The sequence below is a fragment of the Natrarchaeobius oligotrophus genome, assembly GCF_003841465.1.
Lineage (GTDB): Archaea > Halobacteriota > Halobacteria > Halobacteriales > Natrialbaceae > Natrarchaeobius > Natrarchaeobius oligotrophus.
The window spans coordinates 242,499-265,877 of the sequence record NZ_REFZ01000002.1; the positions used below are offsets into that span (position 1 = coordinate 242,499).

At 66.3% G+C, this 23,379-nt stretch carries 18 protein-coding genes; 3 read left to right on the forward strand and 15 right to left on the reverse strand.

Features of this window, described 5'->3' with window-relative positions:
- Positions 1-59: 59 nt before the first annotated feature.
- The 8 genes from EA472_RS03910 to EA472_RS03945 form a co-directional block, all read right to left on the reverse strand.
- Positions 60-713: a helix-turn-helix domain-containing protein gene (locus EA472_RS03910; RefSeq protein ID WP_124190201.1), complete on the reverse strand. Its 654-nt coding sequence runs from the start codon at positions 711-713 to the stop codon at positions 60-62.
- A 199-nt stretch (positions 714-912) separates the two neighbouring features.
- On the reverse strand, positions 913-2,190 hold the full coding sequence (locus EA472_RS03915; protein WP_124190202.1) for a CaiB/BaiF CoA transferase family protein: 1,278 nt from the start codon (positions 2,188-2,190) through the stop codon (positions 913-915).
- The gene (locus EA472_RS03920; protein ID WP_124190203.1) at positions 2,187-3,368 is read right to left on the reverse strand and encodes a CaiB/BaiF CoA transferase family protein; all 1,182 of its coding nucleotides are present in this window, start codon (positions 3,366-3,368) and stop codon (positions 2,187-2,189) included. Before EA472_RS03920 ends, EA472_RS03915 begins: the two co-directional genes overlap by 4 nt.
- Before the next feature lie 2 nt (positions 3,369-3,370).
- Entirely contained in the window at positions 3,371-4,540 is a 1,170-nt protein-coding gene (locus EA472_RS03925; protein WP_124190204.1) for an acyl-CoA dehydrogenase family protein, read from the reverse strand.
- 78 nt (positions 4,541-4,618) lie between these two features.
- Positions 4,619-5,788, reverse strand: a complete 1,170-nt coding sequence (locus EA472_RS03930; protein WP_124190205.1) for a pyridoxal phosphate-dependent aminotransferase — start codon at positions 5,786-5,788, stop codon at positions 4,619-4,621.
- Positions 5,789-5,845: 57 nt separating this feature from the next.
- Positions 5,846-6,835 (reverse strand): C-terminal binding protein, encoded by a 990-nt coding sequence (locus EA472_RS03935; RefSeq protein WP_124190206.1) that lies wholly within the window; start codon positions 6,833-6,835, stop codon positions 5,846-5,848.
- 222 nt (positions 6,836-7,057) lie between these two features.
- Positions 7,058-7,552: a (2Fe-2S)-binding protein gene (locus EA472_RS03940; RefSeq protein WP_124190207.1), complete on the reverse strand. Its 495-nt coding sequence runs from the start codon at positions 7,550-7,552 to the stop codon at positions 7,058-7,060.
- Positions 7,549-8,409 (reverse strand): FAD binding domain-containing protein, encoded by an 861-nt coding sequence (locus EA472_RS03945; RefSeq protein ID WP_124190208.1) that lies wholly within the window; start codon positions 8,407-8,409, stop codon positions 7,549-7,551. The genes EA472_RS03940 and EA472_RS03945 overlap by 4 nt, the downstream gene beginning before the upstream one ends.
- A gap of 201 nt (positions 8,410-8,610) precedes the next feature.
- Here EA472_RS03945 and EA472_RS03950 point away from each other — a divergent pair, with 201 nt between their 5' ends.
- Positions 8,611-10,938 carry a xanthine dehydrogenase family protein molybdopterin-binding subunit gene (locus EA472_RS03950; RefSeq protein ID WP_124190209.1) on the forward strand — a complete coding sequence of 776 codons (2,328 nt, stop codon included), beginning with the start codon at positions 8,611-8,613 and terminating at the stop codon, positions 10,936-10,938.
- 61 nt (positions 10,939-10,999) lie between these two features.
- Here EA472_RS03950 and EA472_RS03955 read toward each other — a convergent pair whose 3' ends face one another.
- The 5 genes from EA472_RS03955 to EA472_RS03975 all read right to left on the reverse strand — a co-directional run bounded on the left by EA472_RS03955 (position 11,000) and on the right by EA472_RS03975 (position 16,487).
- A complete protein-coding gene (locus EA472_RS03955; protein WP_124190210.1) occupies positions 11,000-12,340 on the reverse strand; it encodes a dihydroorotase in 1,341 nt (446 codons plus the stop codon).
- Between the two features lie 102 nt (positions 12,341-12,442).
- Positions 12,443-12,913, reverse strand: a complete 471-nt coding sequence (locus EA472_RS03960; protein WP_124190211.1) for a CoxG family protein — start codon at positions 12,911-12,913, stop codon at positions 12,443-12,445.
- A 69-nt stretch (positions 12,914-12,982) separates the two neighbouring features.
- Positions 12,983-13,426 carry a RidA family protein gene (locus EA472_RS03965; RefSeq protein WP_124190212.1) on the reverse strand — a complete coding sequence of 148 codons (444 nt, stop codon included), beginning with the start codon at positions 13,424-13,426 and terminating at the stop codon, positions 12,983-12,985.
- A gap of 143 nt (positions 13,427-13,569) precedes the next feature.
- Positions 13,570-14,811, reverse strand: a complete 1,242-nt coding sequence (locus EA472_RS03970; protein ID WP_124190411.1) for a Zn-dependent hydrolase — start codon at positions 14,809-14,811, stop codon at positions 13,570-13,572.
- Positions 14,812-15,242: 431 nt separating this feature from the next.
- The gene (locus EA472_RS03975; protein ID WP_124190213.1) at positions 15,243-16,487 is read right to left on the reverse strand and encodes a Zn-dependent hydrolase; all 1,245 of its coding nucleotides are present in this window, start codon (positions 16,485-16,487) and stop codon (positions 15,243-15,245) included.
- 254 nt (positions 16,488-16,741) lie between these two features.
- On the opposite strand from EA472_RS03975, the gene pyrE reads away from it, so the two are divergent.
- Positions 16,742-17,272, forward strand: a complete 531-nt coding sequence (gene pyrE / locus EA472_RS03980; protein WP_124190214.1) for an orotate phosphoribosyltransferase — start codon at positions 16,742-16,744, stop codon at positions 17,270-17,272.
- A 252-nt stretch (positions 17,273-17,524) separates the two neighbouring features.
- Positions 17,525-20,299, forward strand: coding sequence for a methyl-accepting chemotaxis protein (locus EA472_RS03985; RefSeq protein ID WP_124190215.1), 2,775 nt, complete (start codon positions 17,525-17,527; stop codon positions 20,297-20,299).
- A 38-nt stretch (positions 20,300-20,337) separates the two neighbouring features.
- Here EA472_RS03985 and EA472_RS03990 read toward each other — a convergent pair whose 3' ends face one another.
- Complete coding sequence (locus EA472_RS03990) at positions 20,338-21,564, reverse strand: molybdopterin molybdotransferase MoeA (RefSeq protein WP_124190216.1); 1,227 nt, start codon at positions 21,562-21,564, stop codon at positions 20,338-20,340.
- Positions 21,565-21,732: 168 nt separating this feature from the next.
- Positions 21,733-22,887: an XdhC family protein gene (locus EA472_RS03995; RefSeq protein ID WP_124190217.1), complete on the reverse strand. Its 1,155-nt coding sequence runs from the start codon at positions 22,885-22,887 to the stop codon at positions 21,733-21,735.
- Positions 22,888-23,379 lie beyond the last annotated feature (492 nt).

Consider the following 23,379-nt stretch of genomic DNA (forward strand, 5'->3'; position numbering starts at 1 on the left):
CACACCCGCTCGAGAACTGCGACGAAGAGACGATCCGGGAGGGGGCCGACGCGGTCGATTCAGCGGTCGACGGATCGAAAGTTCTCGAGAAATCGTGCGACGAGACGGTTCTCGGCTCGGCGCAGGTGGTACTCGAACGTGCGCCTGTCGACGCCGATCTCGTCGGCCAGGTCGGCCGTCCGGGTGCGACGCGGGATGTCGTAGTAGCCGCCCTCGAACGCCGCCACCAGCGCGGTCTCCTGGCGATCCGTGAGGTCGACCCCGGCCACCCGCGGCACCAGAAGTTCGTACCCCGCCGTCTCGAGTTCCCGCTTGGAGACGACCGACACGGCGAAGCGCTCGGCGAGTTCCTCGAACAGGCGCGAGAGGTGCTCGAACTCCGAGGCGACGATGCGAAGGTGGATCCGGCCGTCGTGGTAGGAAAGCGGCGGGATCGTACGACAGTCGTTGCGTTCCAGGTGAGCTTCGACGAAGTCGTCGCCGTGTTCGCGGAGGCACGTGCTCGTGAACGCGAGTACGTCGGTTCCGTCGACGATCGCGTCGTACACGCCGAGTTCCGCCGCGAGAACCTCGAGGGCGTTCGTCGAGTCGGGCCCCCGAAGGAAGATGATGTCCCAGCGGTTGTTGCACCAGAGCTCGACGTCGACGTCGTACTCCGTCGAGAGATCGGCGTACAGGCTCCGGTACTCGATCGACATCGTCGCCTCGTGCATGCGGGGGGATACGTCCCGGCGCCACTATACTGTTGCCCGCCGCTTTCGGTCTCGAACGTCACGTGAGACGGTCCGATGTGAGATTACCGGTACAATCGCGACCGTCCTGTGGGTGTACCGGTACCGACTTTCAACAGTCCGTACGAACCGTCGGTCGGTCGACGACGAAACGCGTACTCGAGCGACGATCCGAACGCGGTCAGTAGAGGATCTCGTCGGTCTGCAGGCGATCGATCCGCTCGTCGGGCATCTCGAGCCAGTCCCGGAGGACGTCGTCGGTGTGTTCGCCAAAGAGCGGGGCTCGAGACGGCGGGGTCACGTCGACGGCGGAGAACTCCGACGGGAAGCCGGTGTACGTCCGCTCGCCGACCTCCGGGTGGTCGCGTTCGACGAAGGTGGTTCGCTCGCGCAGTTGCGGGTCGTCCTCGACGAGGTCGCGCTCGTTCGCGACGCGGCCGGCCGGCACGCCGCGTTCCTGCAGCGTCGTTCGGGCCTCCTCAGCGTTCGTATCCCGGCTCCAGGATTCGACGACCTCGTCGAAGCGATCGTGGTTGCGCAGCCGAGCGGCGTGCGTGGCCAGCTCCGAATCGGTCGCGAGCTCCGGCCGGCCGACGACGTCGCACAGCGTCCGCCACTGGGCGTCGGTTCCGACGGCGACGGCGAGCCAGTCGTCCTCGCCGCGACACTCGTAGACCCCCTGTACGAATCGCCGGTCCTCGTCGCGCGCGCCCGTCCGTTCGCCGGACTCCCCGGTCAGGTCGGCGGTCGCGAGGGCGCCGTGAAGGAGCGAGACGGTCGTCTCGAACTGCGGAATCTCGATCCGGCGACCCTCCCCGGTGGATTCGCGCGAGGCGAGCGCGGCCAAAATAGCGAAGACGGCCATCACGCCCGCCGTCGGATCGGGCCAGGAGAAGCCCGCCGGCGTCGGCGGATCGTCGGGCCGACCCGAGAGGTGGTCCAGCCCGGCCATCGCCTCGAGGTTCATCCCCCAGGCGCGGTACTCCGCGGCCGGCCCCGAAGAGGCCCATCCCGGCATCGAGACGGAGACGATCTCCGGGTTGACCGCTCGCACCGACTCGTAACCGAGGTCGATCGAGCGGAGGAATCCCGGAGAGAAATTCTCGATCCAGACGTCGGCCGCGGCGGCCAGCTCGAGGGCGAGCTCTCGGCCGCGCTCGCGCTTCAGGTTCAGCCGGAGGCTCCGCTTTCCGAGGTTGAACTCGTTGTAGAACGCGGAGACGTTGGGACTCTCGCCCGCCTCGAACTCGTCGTAGGTGTAGCCGTACCGCATCATGTCGGGTTTGTACTTCGACTCCACCTTGACGACGTCCGCGCCGAGGGCCGCCAGGTGTTTCGTCGCGTGCGGGCCCGCGTACACCCACGTGAAATCGAGGACGCGGATTCCCTCGAGCGGCTTCGGAGAGTCGTCCGCCTCCCGGACGGATTCACCACCACCGCGGTCGGCGTCGCCGGTCATCGGATCACCCCCGACGCGGCGAGTCGGTCTCGATCCAGCCCGAGTTCGTCGTAGAGATCGTTGTCTTCGCCGAGGGCGGGCGGCGCGTCCATCGGCAGCTGCGAGCCGTCGACGCGGAACGGCGAGCCGGGAACGGTGACCGTTTCCCCGTTCGGAAGCTCGAGGTCCGTCCAGAATCCGCGCTCGCGGAGGTGCTCGAACTCGAGCAGTTCGGTCGGCGTCTGGACGATCCCGCAGGGGATGCCGTTGTCCTGGAACTCCTCGAACAGCTCCCACTTCCCCCGCTGGCCGGTGTAGGATTCGACGACCTCCCGCATCGCCGGCAGGTTCTCGAGGCGGGCCTCCGGCGTTGCAAACCGGTCGTCCTCGGTTAGCTCCGGTCGCTCGAGGACGTCCTCGCAGAAGGCGTCCCAGCGGGCGTCGCTCACCGCGGCCGAGACGTAGCCGTCCGCGGCCTCGTAGAGGGCCGGCAGTCCGGGCTGGCCGTCCTGGTCGGGGTAGCCGAGGCCGGTCCGCTCGGTCGGTTCGCCGGACCAGGAGTAGCCGGCGAGAAAGCCCTCCATGTACGTGATCGCGACGTCGCGGGCGGCGACGTCGACGTACTGCCCGCATCCGTTCTGGAGGTCGCGAACCAGGAGCGCGGCGAGCCCGCCGATCGCCGCGTGCTGGCCCGCCCAGAAGTCGGCGCTTTTGACCCGCGGACGAAGCGGCGGTTCGTCCGGGTATCCCATCTTGTTCATCTGACCGCTTTCGGCCATCGCGACGATCTCCGGTCCGCTGAACTCCGCGAACGGACCGTCCGAACCGAAGCCGCTCACCGAGACGACGGTGAGCCCGTCGTCGCGCTCCTGGAGCGTGCGTCCGTCGATCCCGTAGTCGTCGAGTCGGCTCTCGAGGACGAGGTCGATCTCCAGAGTCTCGATCGCGTCCTCGAGCAGCTCCGGCGCACGATCACTGGACGGAGAGAGCGTGACGCTTCGTTTGCTCGTGTTGAGGTAGCCGAACGACGCGCTCTCGCTTCGACCGTCGCCGTCGACGAACGGGGGAACCCGTCGTGCGGAGTCGCCGTCCGGCGGTTCGACTTTGATCACGTCGGCCCCGCAGTCCCCGAGGAGCTTTCCGGCGTACGGTACCGCGACGTAGTCGCCGACTTCGAGGACGGTGTAGTGCTCGAGCATGGTCAGTAGGATTTCGGGAGTCCGAGCGTGTGCTGGCCGAGGTAGTTGCGGATCATCTCCTCGCTGACCGGGACCGTCCGAGCGTGGCGGATGAATCCCCACGCCGCGGCCACGCCCATCTCGGCGGCGACCGACATCCCGCCGAAGGTCGTCATCGCCGCCTCCGCTGCGTTCCAGGCCGCTTTCCCGGCCTGCAGGTTGGCGAGGTTCGCGGCCTCGCCGACGCCCTCGCGCCCGTTCGACTGCTGCCACGCCGCCTTCCGGAGGACGAGTCTCGCGCTCTCGAGGTCGGCGTAGGCGTCGGCGAGGGGGTGCTGGATCGCCTGGTGGCCGCCGATCGGCTCCGACCAGACGACTCGTTCCCGGGCCTGCTCGACGGCCGCGTCGAGGACGGTCTTTCCCGCGCCCCACGAACAGGCGCCGAGGATGATCCGCTCGGTGTTGAGAGTGTCGAACAGCTGTCGAAAGCCGCCGTCGACGGTGCCGAGCACCCGGTCTTCGCCGACGCGAACGTCGTCGAGTTGGATCTCGAACGTCCGTTCCGGGTAGTAGATGTCTAGGTCGATCTCGTCGTAGTGGACGTCCTCGTCGTCCAGATCGAGGACGAACATGGTGATTCCGTCTGCCGGCGAATCGACCTCGTCTTTCGGCGTGGTTCGGGCGAGCAGGAGCATCCGGTGGGAGTGATCGACGCCCGAGATGAACTGCTTGCCGCCCGAAACGACGAACTCGTCGCCGTCGCGTTCGGCCCGCGTCTGGATGTTCGTGGTGTTCAGGCCCGCGTTCGCCTCGGTGACGCCGAGCGCCCACCGCTCGCTGCCGTCGACGATCGGGGGAAGGTATCGCTCCTTCTGGGCTTCCGTTCCGTGCTCGAGGATCGAAAGCCCCCCGAACACCGGCCCCGACAGCAGCGAGACCGCGCCGATCCACGACCCCTCTTCGGCCAACGTCTCGACGACGGCCAGCAGCGCGAGCAGGTCCATGTCCTGACCGTCGTAGCGCTCGGGAAAGAGGATCCCGAGCCAGCCACCGTCGGCCAGATCCTGGTACAGTTCGGTCGGAAAGCGGTTCTCCGCGCGGACGTCACGCCAGTACTCGTCGGGGTAGTCCGCCGCGAGGTCGGCGATCACCTGCTTGATCAGCGTGTACTCCTCTGACCATTCGAAGTTCATCGTGGTTCAGACGTGGGCGTCGAGGAGGGTAAGCGATCGCTCACCGTACGCCAAGGGTTTAAAAGGAGCGCCGGGCAGTTACGAAGAGAACGACTCGAAAACGCGTCGCATTCGGTCGACCGCCTCCCGAATCGTTTCCTCGTCGGTCGCGTACGAGAGTCGGACGTACGAGTCGGCGGAGTCGCCGAACACGCCGCCGGGAACGACGGCGACCTGCTCGTCCTCGAGCAACTGCATCACGACCGAGCGGCTGTCGCGGTCCGTGCCGGTGATCTCGGCGAAGACGTAAAACGCGCCCGCGGGTTCGACCGGCGAGAGTCCCGGCACCGCCTCGAGTTCCTCGAGCAGCAGGGAGCGGCGACGATCGAAGATCTCGCGCACGTCGTCGAGCAGTTCGGGTTCGGAGAGTGCGGCCAACGCGGCCTCCTGTGCGGGCTCGGCGACGCACGAAACGGTGTGTTCCTGGAGGACCCGGATCGAGTCGATCACGTGCGACGGTCCGGAGACGTAGCCGACGCGCCAGCCGGTCATCGCGTACGCCTTCGAGAAGCTGTGGACCGTGAGCGTTCGGTCGAACGTTTCGGGGTCGCTCGCGATCGAGTGATGTTCGGCGTCGTCGTACACCAGCGACTCGTACGTCTCGTCGACGAGACACCAGACGCCGGCGCGGTCGACGACGGCCGCGATCTCCTCGAGCGTCGCCGGCGGGATCACCGCGCCGGTCGGGTTCGACGGCGTGTTCAGTACGAGAAGTTTCGTCTCGGGCGTGATCGCGTCCGCGACGTCCTCGGGTGACGGAACGAAACCGTCCTCCGGATCCGTCTCGACGGGGACGACCGTCCCGCCCGCGCTGGCGACGTGGCCGTCGTAGTTCGGCCAGTAGGGTTCGGGGATGACGACCTCGTCGCCGGAGTCGACGAGCGAGTGGATCGCCTCGAACAGCGCACCCATCGCGCCGGGCGTGACGATGACCTCCGTCTCGGGGTCGGCCGAGATGCCGTTTTCGCGCTCGAGTTTCGCCGACAGCGCCTCCCGCAGATCCGGCCGCCCCTGCGTCGGCGTGTAGTGGGTCGCGCCGCTTCTGACGCGGTCGTCGACGCGGTCGACGATCGGTTCCGGCGTCGTAAAGTCCGGCTCGCCGATGCTCAAATCGGCGACGTCGTCGTACGTGGCCGCCTCGTCGAACACTTCCCTGATTCCGGATTCGGGCATCCGAACGATCCGTCCCGCGAGTTCGCTCTCGTCCATGTGAGTACCTGTCAGAGGATGGCTAAAGTCGTTTGGTCTCCGTACGGTGGTTCGTTCCTACTCGAGCGCCTCGGGATTGACGATCCCCTCGTGCTCGCGGCGCTCGTAGGCCGCGACGACGGCTTCGGATCCCTTCTCGATCAGCGCCTCGACCGATCGCTCGGAGTACCACGCGGCGTGGGGCGTCACGACGACGTCGTCGCGGTCGAGCAGCGGGTTCGACGCCGACGGCGGTTCGGTCGCGAGCACGTCGAGTCCGGCCGAGAGCAGCGGTCCGTCCTCGAGGGCGTCGACGAGCGCGTCTTCGTCGACGAGTTCTCCGCGGGAGGTGTTGACGAGGACGCTCGCCTCGGGCATCCGCGAGAGCACGTCGGCGTCGACGATCCCCCGGGTCTCGTCGGTCAGCGGCGCGTTGAGCGACAGCACGTCGGATCGCTCGATCAGTTCGTCGAACTCGACGGGTTCGACGCCCGCGTCCCTGACGTCCTCGTCGTCGAGGAACGGGTCCGCGGCGACGCAGTCGAAGCCGATCGCGTTCGCGAGGTCGGCGGCCGCTCGGGCCTTGTTGCCGAACGCGAGGAATCCGAACGTGAGCTCCGAGAACGGACGAACGGGGTCGACGAGGTCCCACTCCCACTCGCCGTCGGCCGTCGACGCGTCGTACTGCGGGAGCCCGCGGAGACACGAAAGCGCGAGCGCGATCACGTGTTCGCCGACCTCGCGGTTACAGTAGGTGGGGACGTTCGTGACGCGAACGCCGCGTTCGGTCGCGCCCTCCACGTCGATGCCGTCGATGCCGGTCGCGTACCGGCTGACGACCGAACAGCCCGTCGCGTCCATCAGTTCGCCGGGAACGTCCGTGTAGTGCGTGAGCAACGCGTCGGCCTCGCCGACTCGCCGTGCGACGTCGTCCGCGGACTCCTCCGGCGAGACGTCCACGGCCTCGACGGCCACGGACTCGAACGCTCGCTCGAACGCGCGTCGCTCGCCGTCGACGGTACCGAACCAGTCTGGATCGAGGTGAACGATCCGTACAGTACTGGACATACGTTGTCACTTACTCGGATCGGCAAAAGATCTTCGGTGATTCGTCCGCAAAACTTCGATCACCACCCCCCGACTCCCCCCGAGTACACCGCCCCTCAGTGTCGTTGGCGTGCCGGTCGCCGGCCGGATGGCACGTCCCTCACGCCGACTGCAGACAGTCGTTGCCGGAGCGGCCGCGAGCCGTCCAGCAGTCGCTCCGACACTTCCGTACGCCAGACCGCATCAATCGTCGGCCGGACTCGCTCGAGAGTCGTCGCTCATCTCCCCCGCCGCCCGCTTGACGCCCTCGAAGATCATGTCGTAGCCGGTGCACCGACAGGTGTTGCCGTGGAGTGCCGTCTCGATCTCTTCGTCCGTCGGATCCGAATTCTCCTCGAGCAACGCGACGGTGGACATGACGAACCCGGGCGTACAGAAGCCACACTGGAGCGAGAACTCCTCGAGGAACGCCTCCTGGACAGGGTGGAGGTCGCCATCGTCGGCGAGATCCTCGACGGTCTGGATCGACTTGCCGTCGGCCATGCCGGCGATGTGCATGCAGGCTTTTCGCGGCTCGTCGTCGATCCTGACGGTGCAGGCACCGCAGACGCCCGTCGAACAGCCTTTCTTCGTTCCGGTCAGTCCGAGATCGTCCCGAAGGACGTCCACGAGCGGCTTCGAGGGATCGACGTCGATCGTGTGCGATTCTCCGTTTACGGTCAGGGTCAGTTCCGTCATGTGCGTGCTTCCTCGCGAGCGGTTCGGAGCGTTTTCTCCGCCAGGTTCCGAACCATCGACTGGCGGTACTCGGCCGATACGGACGGGTCGGGATCGACGGGAACCTCTTCGGCGGCGGCCGCGGCCGCAGCCTCGAGTTCCTCGTCGGTGACTTCGGTACCGACGAGTTCGGCGGCGGCGTCCGACGCGGCGATCGGCCGGTCGGAGACGCTGCCGACGACGATGCGCGCGGTCTCGCACTCGTCGCCGTCGAACGAGAGGTACGAGGCGACGTTGACGACGGCCCGATCGTTCTCGCGGTAGGCCAGCTTCTCGTAGCCGACGCCCTCGCCGTCGCCGACGCGGGGGACGCGGATCTCGGTCAGCAACTCGGTCGGGCCGAGCGCGCACTCGTAGAAGCCTGTGAAGAACTCGCCAGCGTCGCGTTCGATCTCGTCGTCGGTCGTCCGCGAGACGATCGTCGCGGCAAGCGCCATCAGCACGGGCGGGTAGTCGCCGGTCGGATCGGCGTACGCCGTCGCGCCGCCGATCGTCCCGGCGTTGCGGATCTGCAGGTCCGCGATCTCCCCCGCCGCCTCCGCCAGCACGGGAACCGCGTCGTGGACGACGTCCGAACGCTCCACGTCGCTGTGGTTGACGACCGCCCCCAGCGTGACGTGGTCGTCGTCCCGTTCGATCTCACCCAATCCCTCGACGCCGTTGATGTCGACCAGCGTATCGGGCGAAACGATCCCCTCTTTCATCAGTAGCCCGAGAGATTGCATCCCGGCGACGATCGTCGGGTCGGTTAATTCGTCTAGCATTTGACAGACCGAATCGACGGTCTCCGGCCTGTAGTACTCGGTTTGCGCTGACATACGCGTCGTCTCAAAGGTCGGGTGGAGACGGTATTAAAACTTCGCCCGTGCCGGCGCGCCGAAGATTTTAATACCGCCGCTACAGTCATCGACACGTACGGTAACGAGAGCGCTCGGTGACGAATAGCCGATTACGCGGCTCGTTCGTCGCTCGAGCGACTGACAGGCCGGTAACCGTACTCACGACCACGTCTACCACGCATGACCGCTAACCAACTCCAGCAGGAACAGAAACAGAAGAAGACGTTCTCGAGCGTCGGTGATCGTCACTACGGTCCGGACGATCGATCGAAAGTCACCGGTGAACTAGCCTACGCGGACGACTTCGACAGGGAGGGGCTGTTACACGCCAAGGTGTGCCGATCGACCCGGGCGAGCGCCACCGTCGAGGACGTCGACACGAGCGAGGCCGAAGCGATGGACGGCGTCGAAGCCGTCCTCACGGCGGACGACGTTCCGAACAACAAGTCGGCGTCGAACGTCGTCGGCCAGTCCCAGGAAGTCGGGTTGCTCGAGGCCAAACACCAGGTGCTCGCGGACGAGGTCGTCCGCTACTTCGGCGAACCCGTCGCGGTCGTCGCGGCGACCGATCCGGAGATCGCCGCGGAGGCGGCCGAGCGCATCCGCGTCAGCTACGGATCGAAAGAGGGCGTCTTCGATCCCGAGGAGGCGATGGACGACGACGCGCCGGCGGTCCACGGCGGGAACAACGTCATCGCCAGGTGGAAACTCAGGGAGGGCGACGTCGACAGCGCCTTCGACGAGGCAGACGTCGTCGTCGAAAACGAGTACCAGTCGTCCTTCCAGGAGCACGCCCACCTCGAGCCCGAATCCGGGGTCGCCTGGACCGACGACGACGGCGTCCTCAACCTCCGGGTCGCCACCCAGGTCATCGAGCAGTACCGCGAGGTCGCCGAGATCCTCGGACTTCCCGAGAGCAAGGTTCGCGTTCGCGGGACGCTCATGGGCGGCGGCTTCGGTGGTAAGGAAGACCTCACCGTCGAGCCTTACATCGCCCTGCTCGCCTGGGAGACCGGCCGACCGGTGAAACTCACCTACGACAGAGACGAGATGTTCGTCGGCCGCCACAAGCGGTCGCCGTTTACCGTCCGGTTCAAACACGCCGCCGACGACGAGGGGAACCTGCTCGCCGTCGAGTCCGAGCTGATCTCCGACTCCGGCGCGTACGTCTACCTGAGTCCGTGGATCCTGCTGTACGCGACGTACCACTCGACGGGGCCGTACAAGATTCCGAACGTGAAAGCCGACGGCTACTCCGTGCTGACGAACAACACGCCGGGGAGCGCGTTCCGCTCGTTCGGCGCGGTCGAGATCACCTACGCCGTCGAACAGCAGATCGACGCCATCGCGCGCGAACTCGGGGTGGACCCCGCCGAGGTGCGCCGGAAGAACTACATCGAGCAAGGAGACACCACGGCGACGGGCCAGCCCATCCAGTCGGCGGTCATGCTCGAGGAGACCCAGGACGCCGTTCTCGACGCGCTCGGCGAACCCGAAGATCCCGACGATCCAGACGTCGTCGTCGGCCAGGGGATCGCAAGCAGCTGGCAGTCCTACGGCCGCATGCGCTATCTCGGCGACCTCTCGTCGGCCTGGGTCGGCCTCGAGAAAGACGGCAGCGCCGTCGTCCGCAACGGCATTCCGGACCTCGGCGGCGGCCAGCGCGAGTCGCTGCGACAGATCGCCGCCGAGGAACTCGGCATCTCGACCGAGAACGTCCAGGTGAACTCGAGCGACACCCAGTCGACACCCCTCGGCGGGACCGTAACCGCGACCCGCGGCCTGTACATGTCCGGGAACGCGGTCAGAAAGACGGCGAACAAGCTCCGCCAGCAACTGCTCCAGAAGGCCGTCGAACTCACCGACGAGCGCGTCGACCCCGACGAACTCGAGCTGGTCAACGGCACCGTCCGAACGCCGGGACAGACGAGCGACATCCCGCTCGGCGAGGTCGTCAAAGCCTGTCACGCCGAAGGGAACCCGCTCCAAGAACTCGAGACGTTCCGCGCGCCGACCGAGCCGCCGATCGAAGACGAGGTGCTCGAGGGGTCGATCTTCCCCGACTTCACGTTCAGCACGCAGGGAGCCGAGGTCGCGGTGAACACCCGCACCGGGGACGTCTCGGTGAACAAACTCGCGCTCGCACACGACGTCGGGAAGGCGATCAACCCGGCGCGAGTGCAGGGCCAGATCGAAGGCGGCGCGGTCCAGGGACTGGGTTACGCGCTGATGGAGGACTACTCGCTCGACGACGGCGTCCCACTCACGCGAAACCTCGCCGACTACAAACTCCCCTCGACGGCCGACGCGCCGGAGATGGAGACGATCATCTTCGAGTCCGAGTCCGGGGAGGGACCGTACGGCGCGAAAGGAATCGGCGAGCCGTCGATCACCGCCACACCGGGTGCGATCCTCAACGGGATCTACGACGCGGTCGGCGCGCGCATCACCGAGCTGCCGGCGTCGCCGGAGACGGTGTACACGGCGATGCCAGACGACGAAAACTGAGCGGTCGAATCTGCGCCGTTCGACGGCGAACGATGCCCTTTTTCGCTTCGTTACTGCTCCGCTAGGATATTCTCCGTCCGTCGCCGGGCTCGTTCAGCGTCGCCATCTCCTCGGCGACGAGCGCGCCCCGCTGGTAGACCGCGGTCGGCATCCCCGTCAGCCTCAATCCGTCGAACGGGCTGTAGTCAGCCGCGCTCTCGAACCGCGTCGCGTCGACCGTCCACTCGCGGTCCGGATCGACGACCACCAGGTCGGCGTCGGCTCCCGGTCGAATCGCCCCCTTCCGCGGGTAGAGCCCGTGGAGTCTGGCCGGCCGTTGCGCGTAGAGATCGACGAGTTGCGAGACGGTGAGCCGGCCGCGATCGATCGCATCGAGCATCGCGGGGACGGCAGTCTCGAGCTGGGGCATCCCCGGCGGCACCTCGAGCGGTGGTCGGTCGCGCTCCTCGAGCTGGTGGGGGGCGTGGTCCGATCCGAGTAGCTGGACGTCGCCCGACTCGAGGTGATCCCAGAGCCGTTCGAAGTTCTCGGCGTCGCGAGCCGGCGGGGTACCGATCGCGTGCGTTCCGATCGAGGCGACGTCGTCGCGATCGAACGTGAGGTGGTACGGAGTAACCTCGGCGTGGACCGGGAGCCCGTCCGCTCTCGCGTCTCGGATGCGCGCGAGCGCTTCGGCGGTCGTGACGTGTGCGATCACCGTCTCGGTGCCCGTCTCGGCGACGACGTCGAGGACGTCGCTCACGGCCGTCGTCTCGGCGATCGGCGGCCGCGAGTCGAAGAAGGCGTCCATGCCGCCGTCGTCCGCACAGCGCGCGCGGAACTCGTCGAGGTACTCCTCGTCCTCGGCGTGGATGTACAGCGGCAATCCGGCGTCGGCCACCTCCTCGAACGCGCGGTAGAGTACGCCCTTGTCGTCCATGAGCAGCGGACCGAAACTCGTCGCCATGAAGGTCTTGAACGCAGTCACGCCGGCGTCGGCGAGCGCCCGAATGTCGCCCGTACCCACGTTCTCCTCGGTGATCGCGCCGAAAAAGGCGTGGTCGACGTGGGAGTCCCGATCGAACCGGTCGGCCTTCGACCGCAGCCGATCCACGTCGAGGACGGGCGGCACCGTGTTGGGCATCTCGACGATCGTCGTCACCCCGCCCGCGACCGCCGCGGCCGTTCCCGACTCGATCCCCTCTTTTTCCACGTAGCCCGGCTCACGCAGGTGGATGTGGCCGTCGACGAATCCGGGGAGGAGCCACTCGCCGTCGAGGTCGACTCGTTCGTCGGCCTCGAGTTCCGCGTGCGGTTCGACCAGGTGCGTGACGATCCCGTCGGTCACGCCGACGGTCAGGTCCTGCAGTTCGCCGGCGTGGTAGACGCGACCGCCGGAGAACTGAATATCGACGTCAGACATATCTCGAGTCTGTTCGCCGTATCCGCATAAAAGGTTCGCAACCGCCGCCGTTCGGCGTCCACCGCCGTCGCTCGTCCGTTCGGTTCGATCGGTGGCGTCCGCTCAGGTGTCGACGGTACCCTCTGTGGCCGGCTCCGCGAACTCGGCCTGGACGTTGTCGACCATCGTCTGCATCCGCTTGTTGACCGTGCTACGAAGCATCCGAAAGCCCAGCGAGGCGAGTTTGCCGCTGACGTCGATCGTCATCGTCTGGTGGATGTCAGTCCCGTCGCCGGTTTCCTCCAGAACGTAGCTCGCTTCGGCCTGAACCTGGGTGTTGCTTCCCGGCGCTTCGCCGTCGACGCTGACCACGAACGAGTTCGGCGGATCGAACTCCGTGATCTCGAGGTCGACCTCGAGGTCGAGCGAGACGCGGGAGATCGACTCCGAAACCTCCACCCGGTAGGACCGATCGCCGGTCTGTTCCGCGCCCGTGCAGTTCGGGATGACGCGCTCGAGGACTTCCGGGCGCTGCATTTCTTCGATGACGGTCTCTCGGGCAGTAGGTACTGTAACTGTCTCCTCGATCTCCATGATACCTCGTAAGACGGTCCAGGGATATATTTCCGGCGATTGCTACCACGGCCTGTGATACCGACTCGCTCAGATGCGTCGGATCACGTCGCCGTCGGGTTCGATCGCGGCTATGTCATCCTCGGAGAGCGGGACTTCGACCTCGATCTCGAGCATGTACCCTTCGTGTGCGAGCTGATCGGCTCCGAGCACCGTATGACAGGGGTACGGTTCGTCGAACGTCTCCATGTAGACCTCCTTGTAGCCGTTGAAGTACTGCTCGTACGGATCGATGATGTGCGTCGTCACCTTCACGACGTCCTCGAAGCCCTTGTCGATCGTCTCGAGCAGGATGCCGACGTTCTCGTAGGCTTTTCGGGCCTGCGTCTCGACGTCGTCGCCGATGATCTCGGAAGTTTCGTCCATCGCGACCTGTCCGGCCGAGTAGAGCTGTCCGTTGGCGACGATGCCGTGGTTGTAGCCGATCTCGCGTGCGTCTTTCAGTTCGGGCGGGTTGATGGCGTATCGTTCCATACCTGCAGTACGCGAACCCGTCAATAAAAACTACTGCCGCCATAGGCGGTATCATCGTCTCGGCGGTGAGCGATCGGGCTACTCGGATCGCAACCGGCGACCGTTCGGTCACGTCGATCGGGACGGCGCTCGAGTGCAAGAATTCAGGCGAGCTCGAGCGCGGCCGCACCGAGGACCGCCGCGCTGGTCGCACAGTCGTCCCAGTCGGTCCACTCGAGCGGGGAGTGAGAGACGCCGTCGCGCGACGGCGCGAACAGCATGGCCGCGTCGGTCATCGCGGCGACGTTGCCGGTGTCGTGGATCGCCGCCGAGTGCATCGTCGTGGCTTCGACGTCGAGGCGGTCTGTCGCTCGTCCGATCGCGTCGACGCATCGGTCGCTCAGGTGGACCGGCGGCGAGTCGCGGTGGCGATCGAACGACGTCTCGACCGGCCGCTCCGACTCGAGTCGCTCGAGGCGTTCCGCGCTTCGCTCGACGATCGCGTCGATCGCGTCTGCCTCGACGCTTCGGACGTCCATCTCCATCCGAACGCGACCCGGGACGATGTTTCGGACGTTCGGCTCGACGTCCTGTCTACCGACGGTGGCGACGGCCGTCGGGTGGTCGTCCGTCACGCCCTTCGCGATGCGTTCGACGTCGACGACGAACTCCGAGGCGGCCGTCAGCGCGTCGCGACGGTCGGCCATCGACGTCGCACCGGCGTGGTTCGCCTCGCCGGAGACCGTTGCCGTGCAGTTGGTGATCCCGGAGATCGAATTCACGACGCCGATCGGAATCCCCGCGGATTCCAGTTTCGTGTCCTGCTCGACGTGAACCTCGAGCCAGGCGTTCCAGGTCGATGGATCGACCTCGTCCGAGCCGACGAATCCGATCCCCTCGAGACGTTCCTCGAGTGTTTCGCCGGCGTCGTTCGTCAGCGCGTGGGCCTCCTCGACGGACAGTCGGTCCGCCGCGACGCTCGAGCCGAGGGTTCCGACGCCGAACTGGGCTCCCTCCTCCTCGGTGAACGAGACGACTTCGAGCGGGCGCTCCGGCGTCGTCGCTGACTCCTGGATCGCCCGAACCGCTTCGAGCGCCGCGTAGACGCCGAGCGGGCCGTCGAAGATTCCGCCACGCGGGACGGAGTCGAGGTGGCTCCCGAGCGCGATCGGTGCGACGTCCGGGGAAACTCCGTCCGGAACCCAGCGGCCCGCGACGTTGCCCACCGGATCGACGCGCACCTCGAGGCCGGCGGCCTCGAGTCGGTCGACCAGTCGTTCCCGCGCCTGTCCGTCGGCTTCGGACCCCGTCAGCACGGTCCGTCCGCGGCCGGCGTCTGACTCGACTGTGCCAAACTCCGCATTCGCTTCGATGTCGGCACGGAGGCGGTCTCGATCGACAGAGATCATGGTGACACACTGCGTTGCGGGGGGTGAAAATACCACCGTCCGTCGGCGCGGTCGAATCGTCGACGAGCGCGGTTTGCATACCGTCGACAGACCCCGTGCGAACACATGACTAGATTACAACAGTATTCGTGTAAACTAAGTGGTAAGTGTTCGAGAAATTGCGGGGTGTGAACGGCCAACAGCGGGCCGGCGAACGGCGGCGGCCCTCCGTGGGACCGGCAGATCGGGAGCCGTTCTTTGAACGAGCGTGTAACGTATCGAGATACGACGGTGACCGAGATACGACGGTGACCGAGATACGACGGCGACCGATGCGATACGGACGGCGCTCCAGACGGTGCCGTCGAATCGATGGAAACCGCGGATACCGTACCAAAATGGGAATCGATCACACCGAACCGGACGCATCGAGTGTCACCGACGGACCGTTACGCCGACGGTGGTCCCTCGAGGATCGCCCTGGCCAGGAGTTCCGTCCCGGCGGCGATGGCGTCCGTGGTCGTCTCCTCTTTGGGGTTGTGGCTGATGCCGTCGATGCTCGGGACGAACACCATCCCCGTCGGAACGCCGACGTGCTGGAAGTTCATCGCGTCGTGGCCGCCGCCGCTGGCCATGACGCGGTGGCTCGCGTCCATCGACTCGGCGATCCCGTCGAGCGACTCGATCATTCGTCCGTCGAGTTCGACCGGATCGGACCGGTCCAGCAGCTCCGTCTCGAGGCTCACGTCGCGGCGCGTGGCGACGTCCTCGAGGTCGGCGAGGACGTCTTCCTCGACTCGATCGCGAAAGTCGACGTCGTTGCTCCGGACGTCGATCGGAAACGAGACGGAGCCACAGACCTTGTTGATCGCGCCGTCGTGGGCGGTGACGTCGCCGACGGTCGCGACCACGTCGCCGTCGTCGTGAGCCTCGCGGCCGATGCGCTCGACGGAGAGGATCATCTCGCTGGCGGCGGTCACGGCGTCGCGGCGCATCGTCATCGGCGTCGCGCCGGAGTGGTCCTCGTCGCCCTCGACGGTCACGTGATAGCGCACGGGCGCGCGGATCGACGAGACCAGACCGAGGTCGTTGTCGGTCTCGTCGAGCACTCGGCCTTGCTCGATGTGGAGCTCGAGGAACGCCCCGACGCGGTCGAGGTCGATCGTCGGCTCGGAGAGGTTTTCGGGCTGGAAGCCGGCCTGCTGAATCGCCTGCCACAGCGGAACGTTCTGTTCGTCGACCGCCGAAAACTCCTCGACGGTCAGCAGTCCGAGCGCACCGCGGCTGCCGACCGTGTGCTGGCCGAACCGTGACGACTCCTCGCACCGAAAGATCGCGAGCGTCGGCGGCGCGGGCGGGGTCTCGTCCACCTGTTCGACGGTTTCGATGGCCTCGAGCGCGGTCAGTACGCCGAGCGTGCCGTCGAGCTTCCCCCCGTTGTAGACCGAATCGAGGTGGCTGCCGACGAAAAACGACTGCTCCGCGTCGGGCTCGCGAGTGGCGAACACGTTGCCGATCGAGTCGGTACGGACGGTGACGTCGTCGTCGAGCTCGTCGACGACGTATTCGATGGCCCTCTCCTCCTCTTGGGTGTACGCGAGGCGGGTGACGCCGCCGCCGTCCGTCCGGCCGATCTCCCAGAGGTCCTCGAGCCGTCGTTCGATGCGATCAGTATCGATGCGATCCGTGAGCATATATTTCGTGTACGTGGATACGAGTGTGCGGCCGCGGTAGGCTGTCCTCGCAGCCGACGCGGGAGATCCGCGCCACTGCGCGTTTGCGGAGATGCAGTATTATCATTACACATACTTATGCGTTTCCCCGTTGGGGCGGCCAGTGGACCCGGAATGCACTCATCACGATCCCGAACCGACGGTTCGACGACCGGTCGTAAAAGTGTATCCGAAAAAACACAATTGATTTACTCCCGGCAACCGAAACCCGAGCGATGTCCGATATTGCGACGCTGATCGAAGACAGCGGGGCGATCAAACGAGGAAAGTTCAAACTCTCCAACGGTCGGCTGTCCGATTACTACGTCGACAAGTACTCGTTCGAGGCGAATCCCGACGTAATGCGAGCGATCACCCGCGAGATCGCGGATCGGATCGACGAGTCGGAGATCGACGTGATCACCGGGCCCGAGCTCGGTGCAGTTCCACTCGTCACCGCGGTCTCGCTCGAGCTCGACGTTCCGGCGGCGTTCATCCGAAAGGGGGAGAAACACTTCGGAACGCAGGCCCGGATCGAAGGAACGATCGACAAGGGCGATCGCGTGGCCATCCTCGAGGACGTGACGGTGACCGGCGGGACGGTGCTGGACACGGCCGAACTAGTCGAGGAAGTCGGCGGGGTCGTCGAACGACTCCTCGTCGTCGTCGATCGAAACGAAGGCGCGGTCGAGAACGTCCGGGACGAAGGCCACGAACTCGAGTACCTCGTTCAGGTGGGCGACAACCTCGAGATCACCGCCGAGTAAGCCGACTCTCACGACGCGGCCGGACGCGATCGTTGCGTGAGACCGATCGAACGGGTGACGACGGGTGCGGTCGCTCGCGGTATCGGATCCAGGGACGACGACCGCTTGCGCACGGACGGTACCGTTCTGGACGAAGCTTCCGAACGCAACAGTTCGAGCGAGGGTATCGGGGCGTTCGGGTCGGATCGTCCGTCACGCCGAGTGTCGAATCGGCCACAACACGTTTACGAGTTTAGGTGAGTTGTTCAACAAATGCCTAGCGGAGTCGCGACCTCGATTCGGGAATCCGTCGGAGCAGCCGCCAAACGAGTCGTTCCGAACCGAATCAGGGAGAGCTACCTGTCGAAGTTCGGACTCGTGATACTGCTGGTGCTCGTCGTCACCGCGGCGACGGCGCTGTTTTTCTACGGCGACATCACCGACGAGATCACGTCCGACGTTCAGCACAACGTCGAGACGAACACGGCCTCGGACGGCGACCAACTCGCCGTCTGGTTGACGGAGTACGAACGATCGGCCGAGCTGCTCGCCAACTCGGACGTCATGACGGAGGGGTCCGAGTCGGCGATCAGGATCGCCCTCATGAATCAACGGGGCGTGTTGCCGCCCGAGACGGACGCGATCCACTACGTCGACCTCGAGTCGAACGAGATCCGCGTGAGCACCGACAGCGGCGCGACGGGAACCGACGTCTCCGCGTACGATCTCTCCGTACACGAGCGGACGGCGACCGACGTGACCGAGCTATCGTACGGAGAGATCGACGACTGGGACTTCGACGTCACGTACACCGACACCTACGAGCGAGACGGCGACCTGGTCGTCGCGTTCATCGCGCCGATCGACGACAGCGACGCCGAAACCGCGGTGATGATCGAGGCCGACGTCACCGACATCGGCCACCTGTTCGGCGACTCGATCGACGGAAGTTCGACGAAGATCGTGGACGCGTCGGACGGCCAGGTCGTGTTCGCCGACGACGCGGAGGCGATCCTCTCGACGTACCGCGACGGGGCGGAAAGCACCGCGATCGCGAACGCGGTCGCGGACGACGAGGGCGTCCTCGAGTACGACGACAGCGACGAGGTGGTCGGCTACGCGGCGGTCACCGGAACGGACTGGGTACTCCTCACCCACGCACCCCAGTCGAGCGCCTACGCGCTGGTCGACGGCGTCGCGACGTCGCTGGCCGGGTTGATCGCCGTCTCGCTCGCCGGATTCGTTCTGATCGGCGCGACGATCGGGCGAACGACCGCGGGAGCGATGGACGAACTCGCCGACGGCGCGACGGCCCTCTCGAACGGGACCACCGAGATCGAACTCGAAGAACACGACCGCCTCGACGAGGTCGGACAGGTTCGGGACTCCTTCGACGGCATTCGCCGGTACCTCGAGACGGCGGCCGACCAGGCCGACGCGATCGCCGCCCAGGAGTTCGACGACCCGATCCTCGAAGAAGAGGTCCCCGGACGGCTCGGCGACTCGCTCGAAACCATGCGCGACGATCTCGAGACGTCGATCGCCGACCTCGAGGCCTCGACGGCGGAGGCCGAGACGGCGCGAGAGGAGGCCGCCGCCGCCCGTGAGGAGGCCGAAGAACTCGCGGACCGGCTCGAGCGGAGAGCCGGCGAGTTCGGTGAGAGGATGGCCCGGGCCGCCGCCGGCGACCTCACCCAGCGCCTCGACGAGGGGATCGACAACGAGGCGCTCGCGGAGATCGCCCGCGCGTTCAACCAGATGCTCGAGGACCTCGAGCGAACGATGGCGACGGTGCACGCGCTGGCCGAGGACGTCGACGGCGTGAGTGGTGACGTCACGAACCGGATCGAGGAGATCGAAGCGGCGAGCGACGAGGTGAGCCGCTCGGCCGAGGAGATCGCGACGACGACCGCCGACCAGAACGAGCGGTTCCGGGAGGTCTACGATCGGATGAACGACCTGTCGGCGACGGTGGAAGAGATCGCCTCGACGGCCGACGACGTCGCGTCGGTGTCCGCGAACACCGCCGACGAAGCGGAACTCGCCGGAACCGCGGCCGGCGAGATTCGAACCGAGATGGATCGGCTGGAACGACGCGCCGACGCGATCGGCGACCAGGTGGAGCACCTCGACGACGAGATGGACGAGATCGTCGAGATCGTCGACCTCATCGACGAGATCGCGGATCAGACGAATCTCCTCGCACTGAACGCCTCGATCGAGGCCGCGAGCGCCGGCGAGGAGGGTGACGGCTTCGCCGTCGTCGCGAGCGAGGTCAAGTCGCTCGCCGAAGAGACCGGCGAGGCCACACAGCGCGTCGACGAGTTGATCCGGGGCGTTCGAGGGATGGTCGACGAGACCGTCGCGGAGATCGAACGGCTGCGCGAGCGCGTCGACCGCGGAACCGACGCCGTCGACGACGGAATCGACGCGATCGAGACGATCACCGAACACGTCGAGCGGACGAACGAGCGGGTCCAGTCGATCAACGACGCGACGGACGAGCAGGCTCGCGCCACGGAGCGCGTGGTCGCGATGGTCGACGAGGCGACCGAGCGCAGCGAGGCGACGAGGGACGAAACCGGGACCGTCGCCGCCGCAGCCGAGGAGCAGGCCGCGACCATCGCGGACGTCTCCGCCGGCGTCCGGTCGCTCGCCGAGTCGGCCGACGACCTCCGGAGTTCGCTCGACGCGTTCGAGATTCGCGCGGACGTCGCGAACGGGGGCGACGACGACGCGGACGCGCCCGAGGTAACCGCCGACTCCGATCGAGAGAGCGCCGGCGGAGCGGGCGTGTCGGCCGACCGATCGGGCGACGGCCGGAGCGGCGAGACGAGAGCGACGACCGGCTACGAAGAGAACTGGAACGAAAGCGAAACGGACCGAAACGACGGTGGGAGTACGCTCGAGTCGGACGGCGAATCGACCGAAAACGACGGCGAGACGGGCGACGGTTCAGGGAGTGAATCCGTCGATGGCGACGGCGACGGCCGAGCGGATCGCACGCTCTCGTACGATTCGACCGACCTCGAGGATCACGGGGGCTGATCGACGCACAGGAACGCCGCGGCGGCCGACCGAAGTCGTCACTCGAGGACGGGATACGGAACGACCGACACGGCCGTTCCCTCCTCGAGCGCAGATCGCGTGACGACGACGCCGTCGGCGCTGCTCGCTCGCGTGCTCGAAGAGAGGACGCTCGGATCGAACTGGCGGTCGTAGACGGAAAGCGGCGAGTCGGCGTGGCCGAGTCCGGTCGCCGCGTAGCCGCCATCGTCCTCCTCGAGCAGGACGGGGATCACGTACTCGAACCCCTCGGGTCCGAGTTCGATGTCGTGGGTCATCGTCGCCTCAACCGTCGAGAGTGCGGTTTCGCCCGTGAAGAAGGGACGCATCACGAACGTCGAGATCGTGTGCGCGCCGATCGGTTTGCCCGGGATCGCGAACGCGACCGCGTCGTGATCGGGCATGGTCGCCATCGCGATGGGCTTTCCGGGACGGATGCGAACGCGGTGGAACGAGACCTCGCCGAGCGAGTCGAGGGCGCGGACGACGTGATCCTTGTGTCCGACGCTCGTCCCGCCGGTGGTCAGCACGACATCGTACTCGCTCGCGAGGCGGTCGATGGCGGACTCGACCCGGTCGTAGTCGTCGGGGACGCTTCCCTCGTAGGTCGCCTCGTGGCCCCACGAACGAATCAGTCCGGCGAGCATGTCCGAATCGAGGTCGGCGATCCGACCTTCGTGGATTTCGGTGCCGGTCGCGAGCAGCCCCGTCGAGAACCGCTCGTGGACGGGGACGGTTTCGCGTCCGAGGTCGCCGAGCAGTATCGCGTCCTTGGACGACAGCCGCTCGCCCCGTTCGAACAGCGTCTCCCCCGCCGAGAGGTTGCTCCCGCGCTCGTAAGTGTACGTACCCGGCTCGAGTTCCGTTCCCCGAAGCAAGCCGTCCTCGACCGACGACTCCTCCCGCTTGAGCACCGCGTTCGCCTCCGGCGGGAGGGGAGCCCCGGTCGCGATCGCTACCGCCTCGCCGGCCTCGATGGAGGGCGGTTCGTCCTCCGGAAACACCTCCTCGTCGACGAGCGCCAGGGGATAGTCGTCGGTCGCGTCGAAGGCGTAGCCGTCCATCGTCGCGCGATCGTGTGCCGGAACGTCGCGTTCTGCGACGATCGGTTCCGCGAGCGTTCGGCCGCCGATCTCGTCGAGAGAGACCGACTCCGTCCCGTGGTTCTCGAGGACGATCGATCGCCGTTCCAACACGAGCTTCGTCGCCTCGCTCCGCCATCGCATGTCGTCGTGTCCGTGGTCCATGACGGCGCATTCGCGTGACACCCAGTTGAATCATGCGGTGTTCCGAACGGACGGGGCGGCGCGAACTGCTCGAAGACTCTCCAACGCCGACAGACACCGAATGCACGCAGCTCTCGTGCCGGTGGAAACGCCGACGAAACGAAACCGAGGGACGGCTGCAGCCGACGCTCAGTCGTCGGTAATCGACGAGATTCGCCGGTGGATCGGTCCCTCGCGCTCGGATAGGTGGCGGGGAGTCCGGTCGTTGTGAACGGCCAGCAACTCCGCGACGATGCTGTGGGCGATCTGGTACGGCGAGCCGCCGCCGAGGTCGAGTCCGACGGGCGTGTACACCCGCCGATCCAGCTCGCCGTCGTCGAACGACCTGTCCTCGTCCGCGAACTCCTCGAGCATCTCCTCGAAGCGCTCGCGCGGCCCCATCAAGCCGACGTACGGCACGGGCGTCCGCAGCAGTTCGTCGATCGCGAGGCGGTCGTCGAGGAAGTTGTGCGTCATCACGACGACGTAGGTGTTTTCGTCGAAGTCGTGGGCCTCGCGAAGGGTTGACGGCGACGTCGAGCTGACGGCTGCGGCGTCCGGGAACCGATCGGCCACCGCGTCAGCCCCGCGGAAACCGATGACGCGGACGCGAAAGTCGTTTTTCGCGGCGAGTTCGACGATCGGCGCGACGTCGTGGCCCGTCCCGAGGACGACCAGCTCCGGCGGAGCGGCGATGCCGTCGACGAACAGCTCGATCGATCGATCGTCCGCGCTCACGGGGATCGTTCCGCCCCGGCCGCGCTCGACGAGTTCGTCGACGACGTCGACGTCCGACTTCTCGAGCCACTCGAATCCGTCGTCCGTCGAGACGACGCCGTCGGTCGGGTCGTAGTAGCCCCGGTCGAAGCGCGACACGTCGTCGTGGTCGCTCTCGAGGACGGTGAGCGACGCGACGTCGTCGCCGTCCTCGAAGGCGTCTACGACGGGGCGAAATCCGTCGTCGAGCGGCTCCAGCAGGACGTCGATGATGCCGTTACAGCCGACGCCGAGTCCCCACACGTCGTCGTCCTCCATCAGGTCGTAGGTCTCGATCCGGGACTCGCCGTCCTCGAGGACCCGACGGGCGAGTTCGACCACCTCGTCCTCGAGACAGCCAGCAGTGATGCTTCCGACGCCCGAGCCGTCCGGCGTGACGAGCATCTTCGCGCCGGGCCTGCGGTAGGCGTTGCCCTCGACGTCGACGACGGTGGCCAGCACGGCCTCCCGACCGTCGCGGACGATCTCGGCGACCGCGCGCATCACGTCCGTCTCGGAGACGCTCCAAGCTGGTTCAGACGATTCCATGGTTCTCGAGGCTGACGTTCGGATCGCCGGCTCTCGGTTCGGTTCCCGTCCGACGCGCGTCGAACCGGTTCGATTCGATTCGCTCTCTCGAGGTAGTGGTCATTGGTATCAACTGTGTGCCGACGCCGATTAACAGTTTCGCAAGCGCGAACCGCCTCCGGGTTCGATGGAGGCAGGCGGCCGAGGTGCAAGCGGTTCTGGGCGCTCGCGGACGAGAGCGATCGACGGGGAAGAGGCGACAGCCCTCACGGACGAGAAATCGTCTCCCGACGCGAACGCGTCCGATCCGGATACGCCGTCTTCGCATTCCAAAATACCAAACTCATCTACATCATACTAAATTTATATTATTTTGATTATGTATTCGGCGATGATCTCGTTAATTCCAGAACAGATGTCGAACTCCGGGTGATCAGCACGTTTTCAGGGCTCGTGTTCGTGTTACGCTCGAAGACGTCGGGAAGAGGACGATACGACGCCGTTGGTGAGCCA

Bases quoted from the DNA above. Each gene is read 5' to 3' on its own strand.
- EA472_RS03950 (WP_124190209.1), top strand. From the start codon at position 8,611: ATGACCGCTAACCAACTCCAGCAGGAACAGAAACAGAAGAAGACGTTC.
- EA472_RS03910 (WP_124190201.1), bottom strand. From the start codon at position 713: ATGCACGAGGCGACGATGTCGATCGAGTACCGGAGCCTGTACGCCGAT.
- EA472_RS03975 (WP_124190213.1), bottom strand. From the start codon at position 16,487: ATGCTCACGGATCGCATCGATACTGATCGCATCGAACGACGGCTCGAG.
- EA472_RS03930 (WP_124190205.1), bottom strand. From the start codon at position 5,788: ATGGACGAGAGCGAACTCGCGGGACGGATCGTTCGGATGCCCGAATCC.
- EA472_RS03995 (WP_124190217.1), bottom strand. From the start codon at position 22,887: ATGGAATCGTCTGAACCAGCTTGGAGCGTCTCCGAGACGGACGTGATG.
- EA472_RS03960 (WP_124190211.1), bottom strand. From the start codon at position 12,913: ATGGAGATCGAGGAGACAGTTACAGTACCTACTGCCCGAGAGACCGTC.
- EA472_RS03940 (WP_124190207.1), bottom strand. From the start codon at position 7,552: ATGACGGAACTGACCCTGACCGTAAACGGAGAATCGCACACGATCGAC.
- EA472_RS03945 (WP_124190208.1), bottom strand. From the start codon at position 8,409: ATGTCAGCGCAAACCGAGTACTACAGGCCGGAGACCGTCGATTCGGTC.
- pyrE (WP_124190214.1), top strand. From the start codon at position 16,742: ATGTCCGATATTGCGACGCTGATCGAAGACAGCGGGGCGATCAAACGA.
- EA472_RS03965 (WP_124190212.1), bottom strand. From the start codon at position 13,426: ATGGAACGATACGCCATCAACCCGCCCGAACTGAAAGACGCACGCGAG.
- EA472_RS03915 (WP_124190202.1), bottom strand. From the start codon at position 2,190: ATGACCGGCGACGCCGACCGCGGTGGTGGTGAATCCGTCCGGGAGGCG.
- EA472_RS03935 (WP_124190206.1), bottom strand. From the start codon at position 6,835: ATGTCCAGTACTGTACGGATCGTTCACCTCGATCCAGACTGGTTCGGT.
- EA472_RS03990 (WP_124190216.1), bottom strand. From the start codon at position 21,564: ATGGACCACGGACACGACGACATGCGATGGCGGAGCGAGGCGACGAAG.
- EA472_RS03920 (WP_124190203.1), bottom strand. From the start codon at position 3,368: ATGCTCGAGCACTACACCGTCCTCGAAGTCGGCGACTACGTCGCGGTA.
- EA472_RS03925 (WP_124190204.1), bottom strand. From the start codon at position 4,540: ATGAACTTCGAATGGTCAGAGGAGTACACGCTGATCAAGCAGGTGATC.
- EA472_RS03985 (WP_124190215.1), top strand. From the start codon at position 17,525: ATGCCTAGCGGAGTCGCGACCTCGATTCGGGAATCCGTCGGAGCAGCC.
- EA472_RS03955 (WP_124190210.1), bottom strand. From the start codon at position 12,340: ATGTCTGACGTCGATATTCAGTTCTCCGGCGGTCGCGTCTACCACGCC.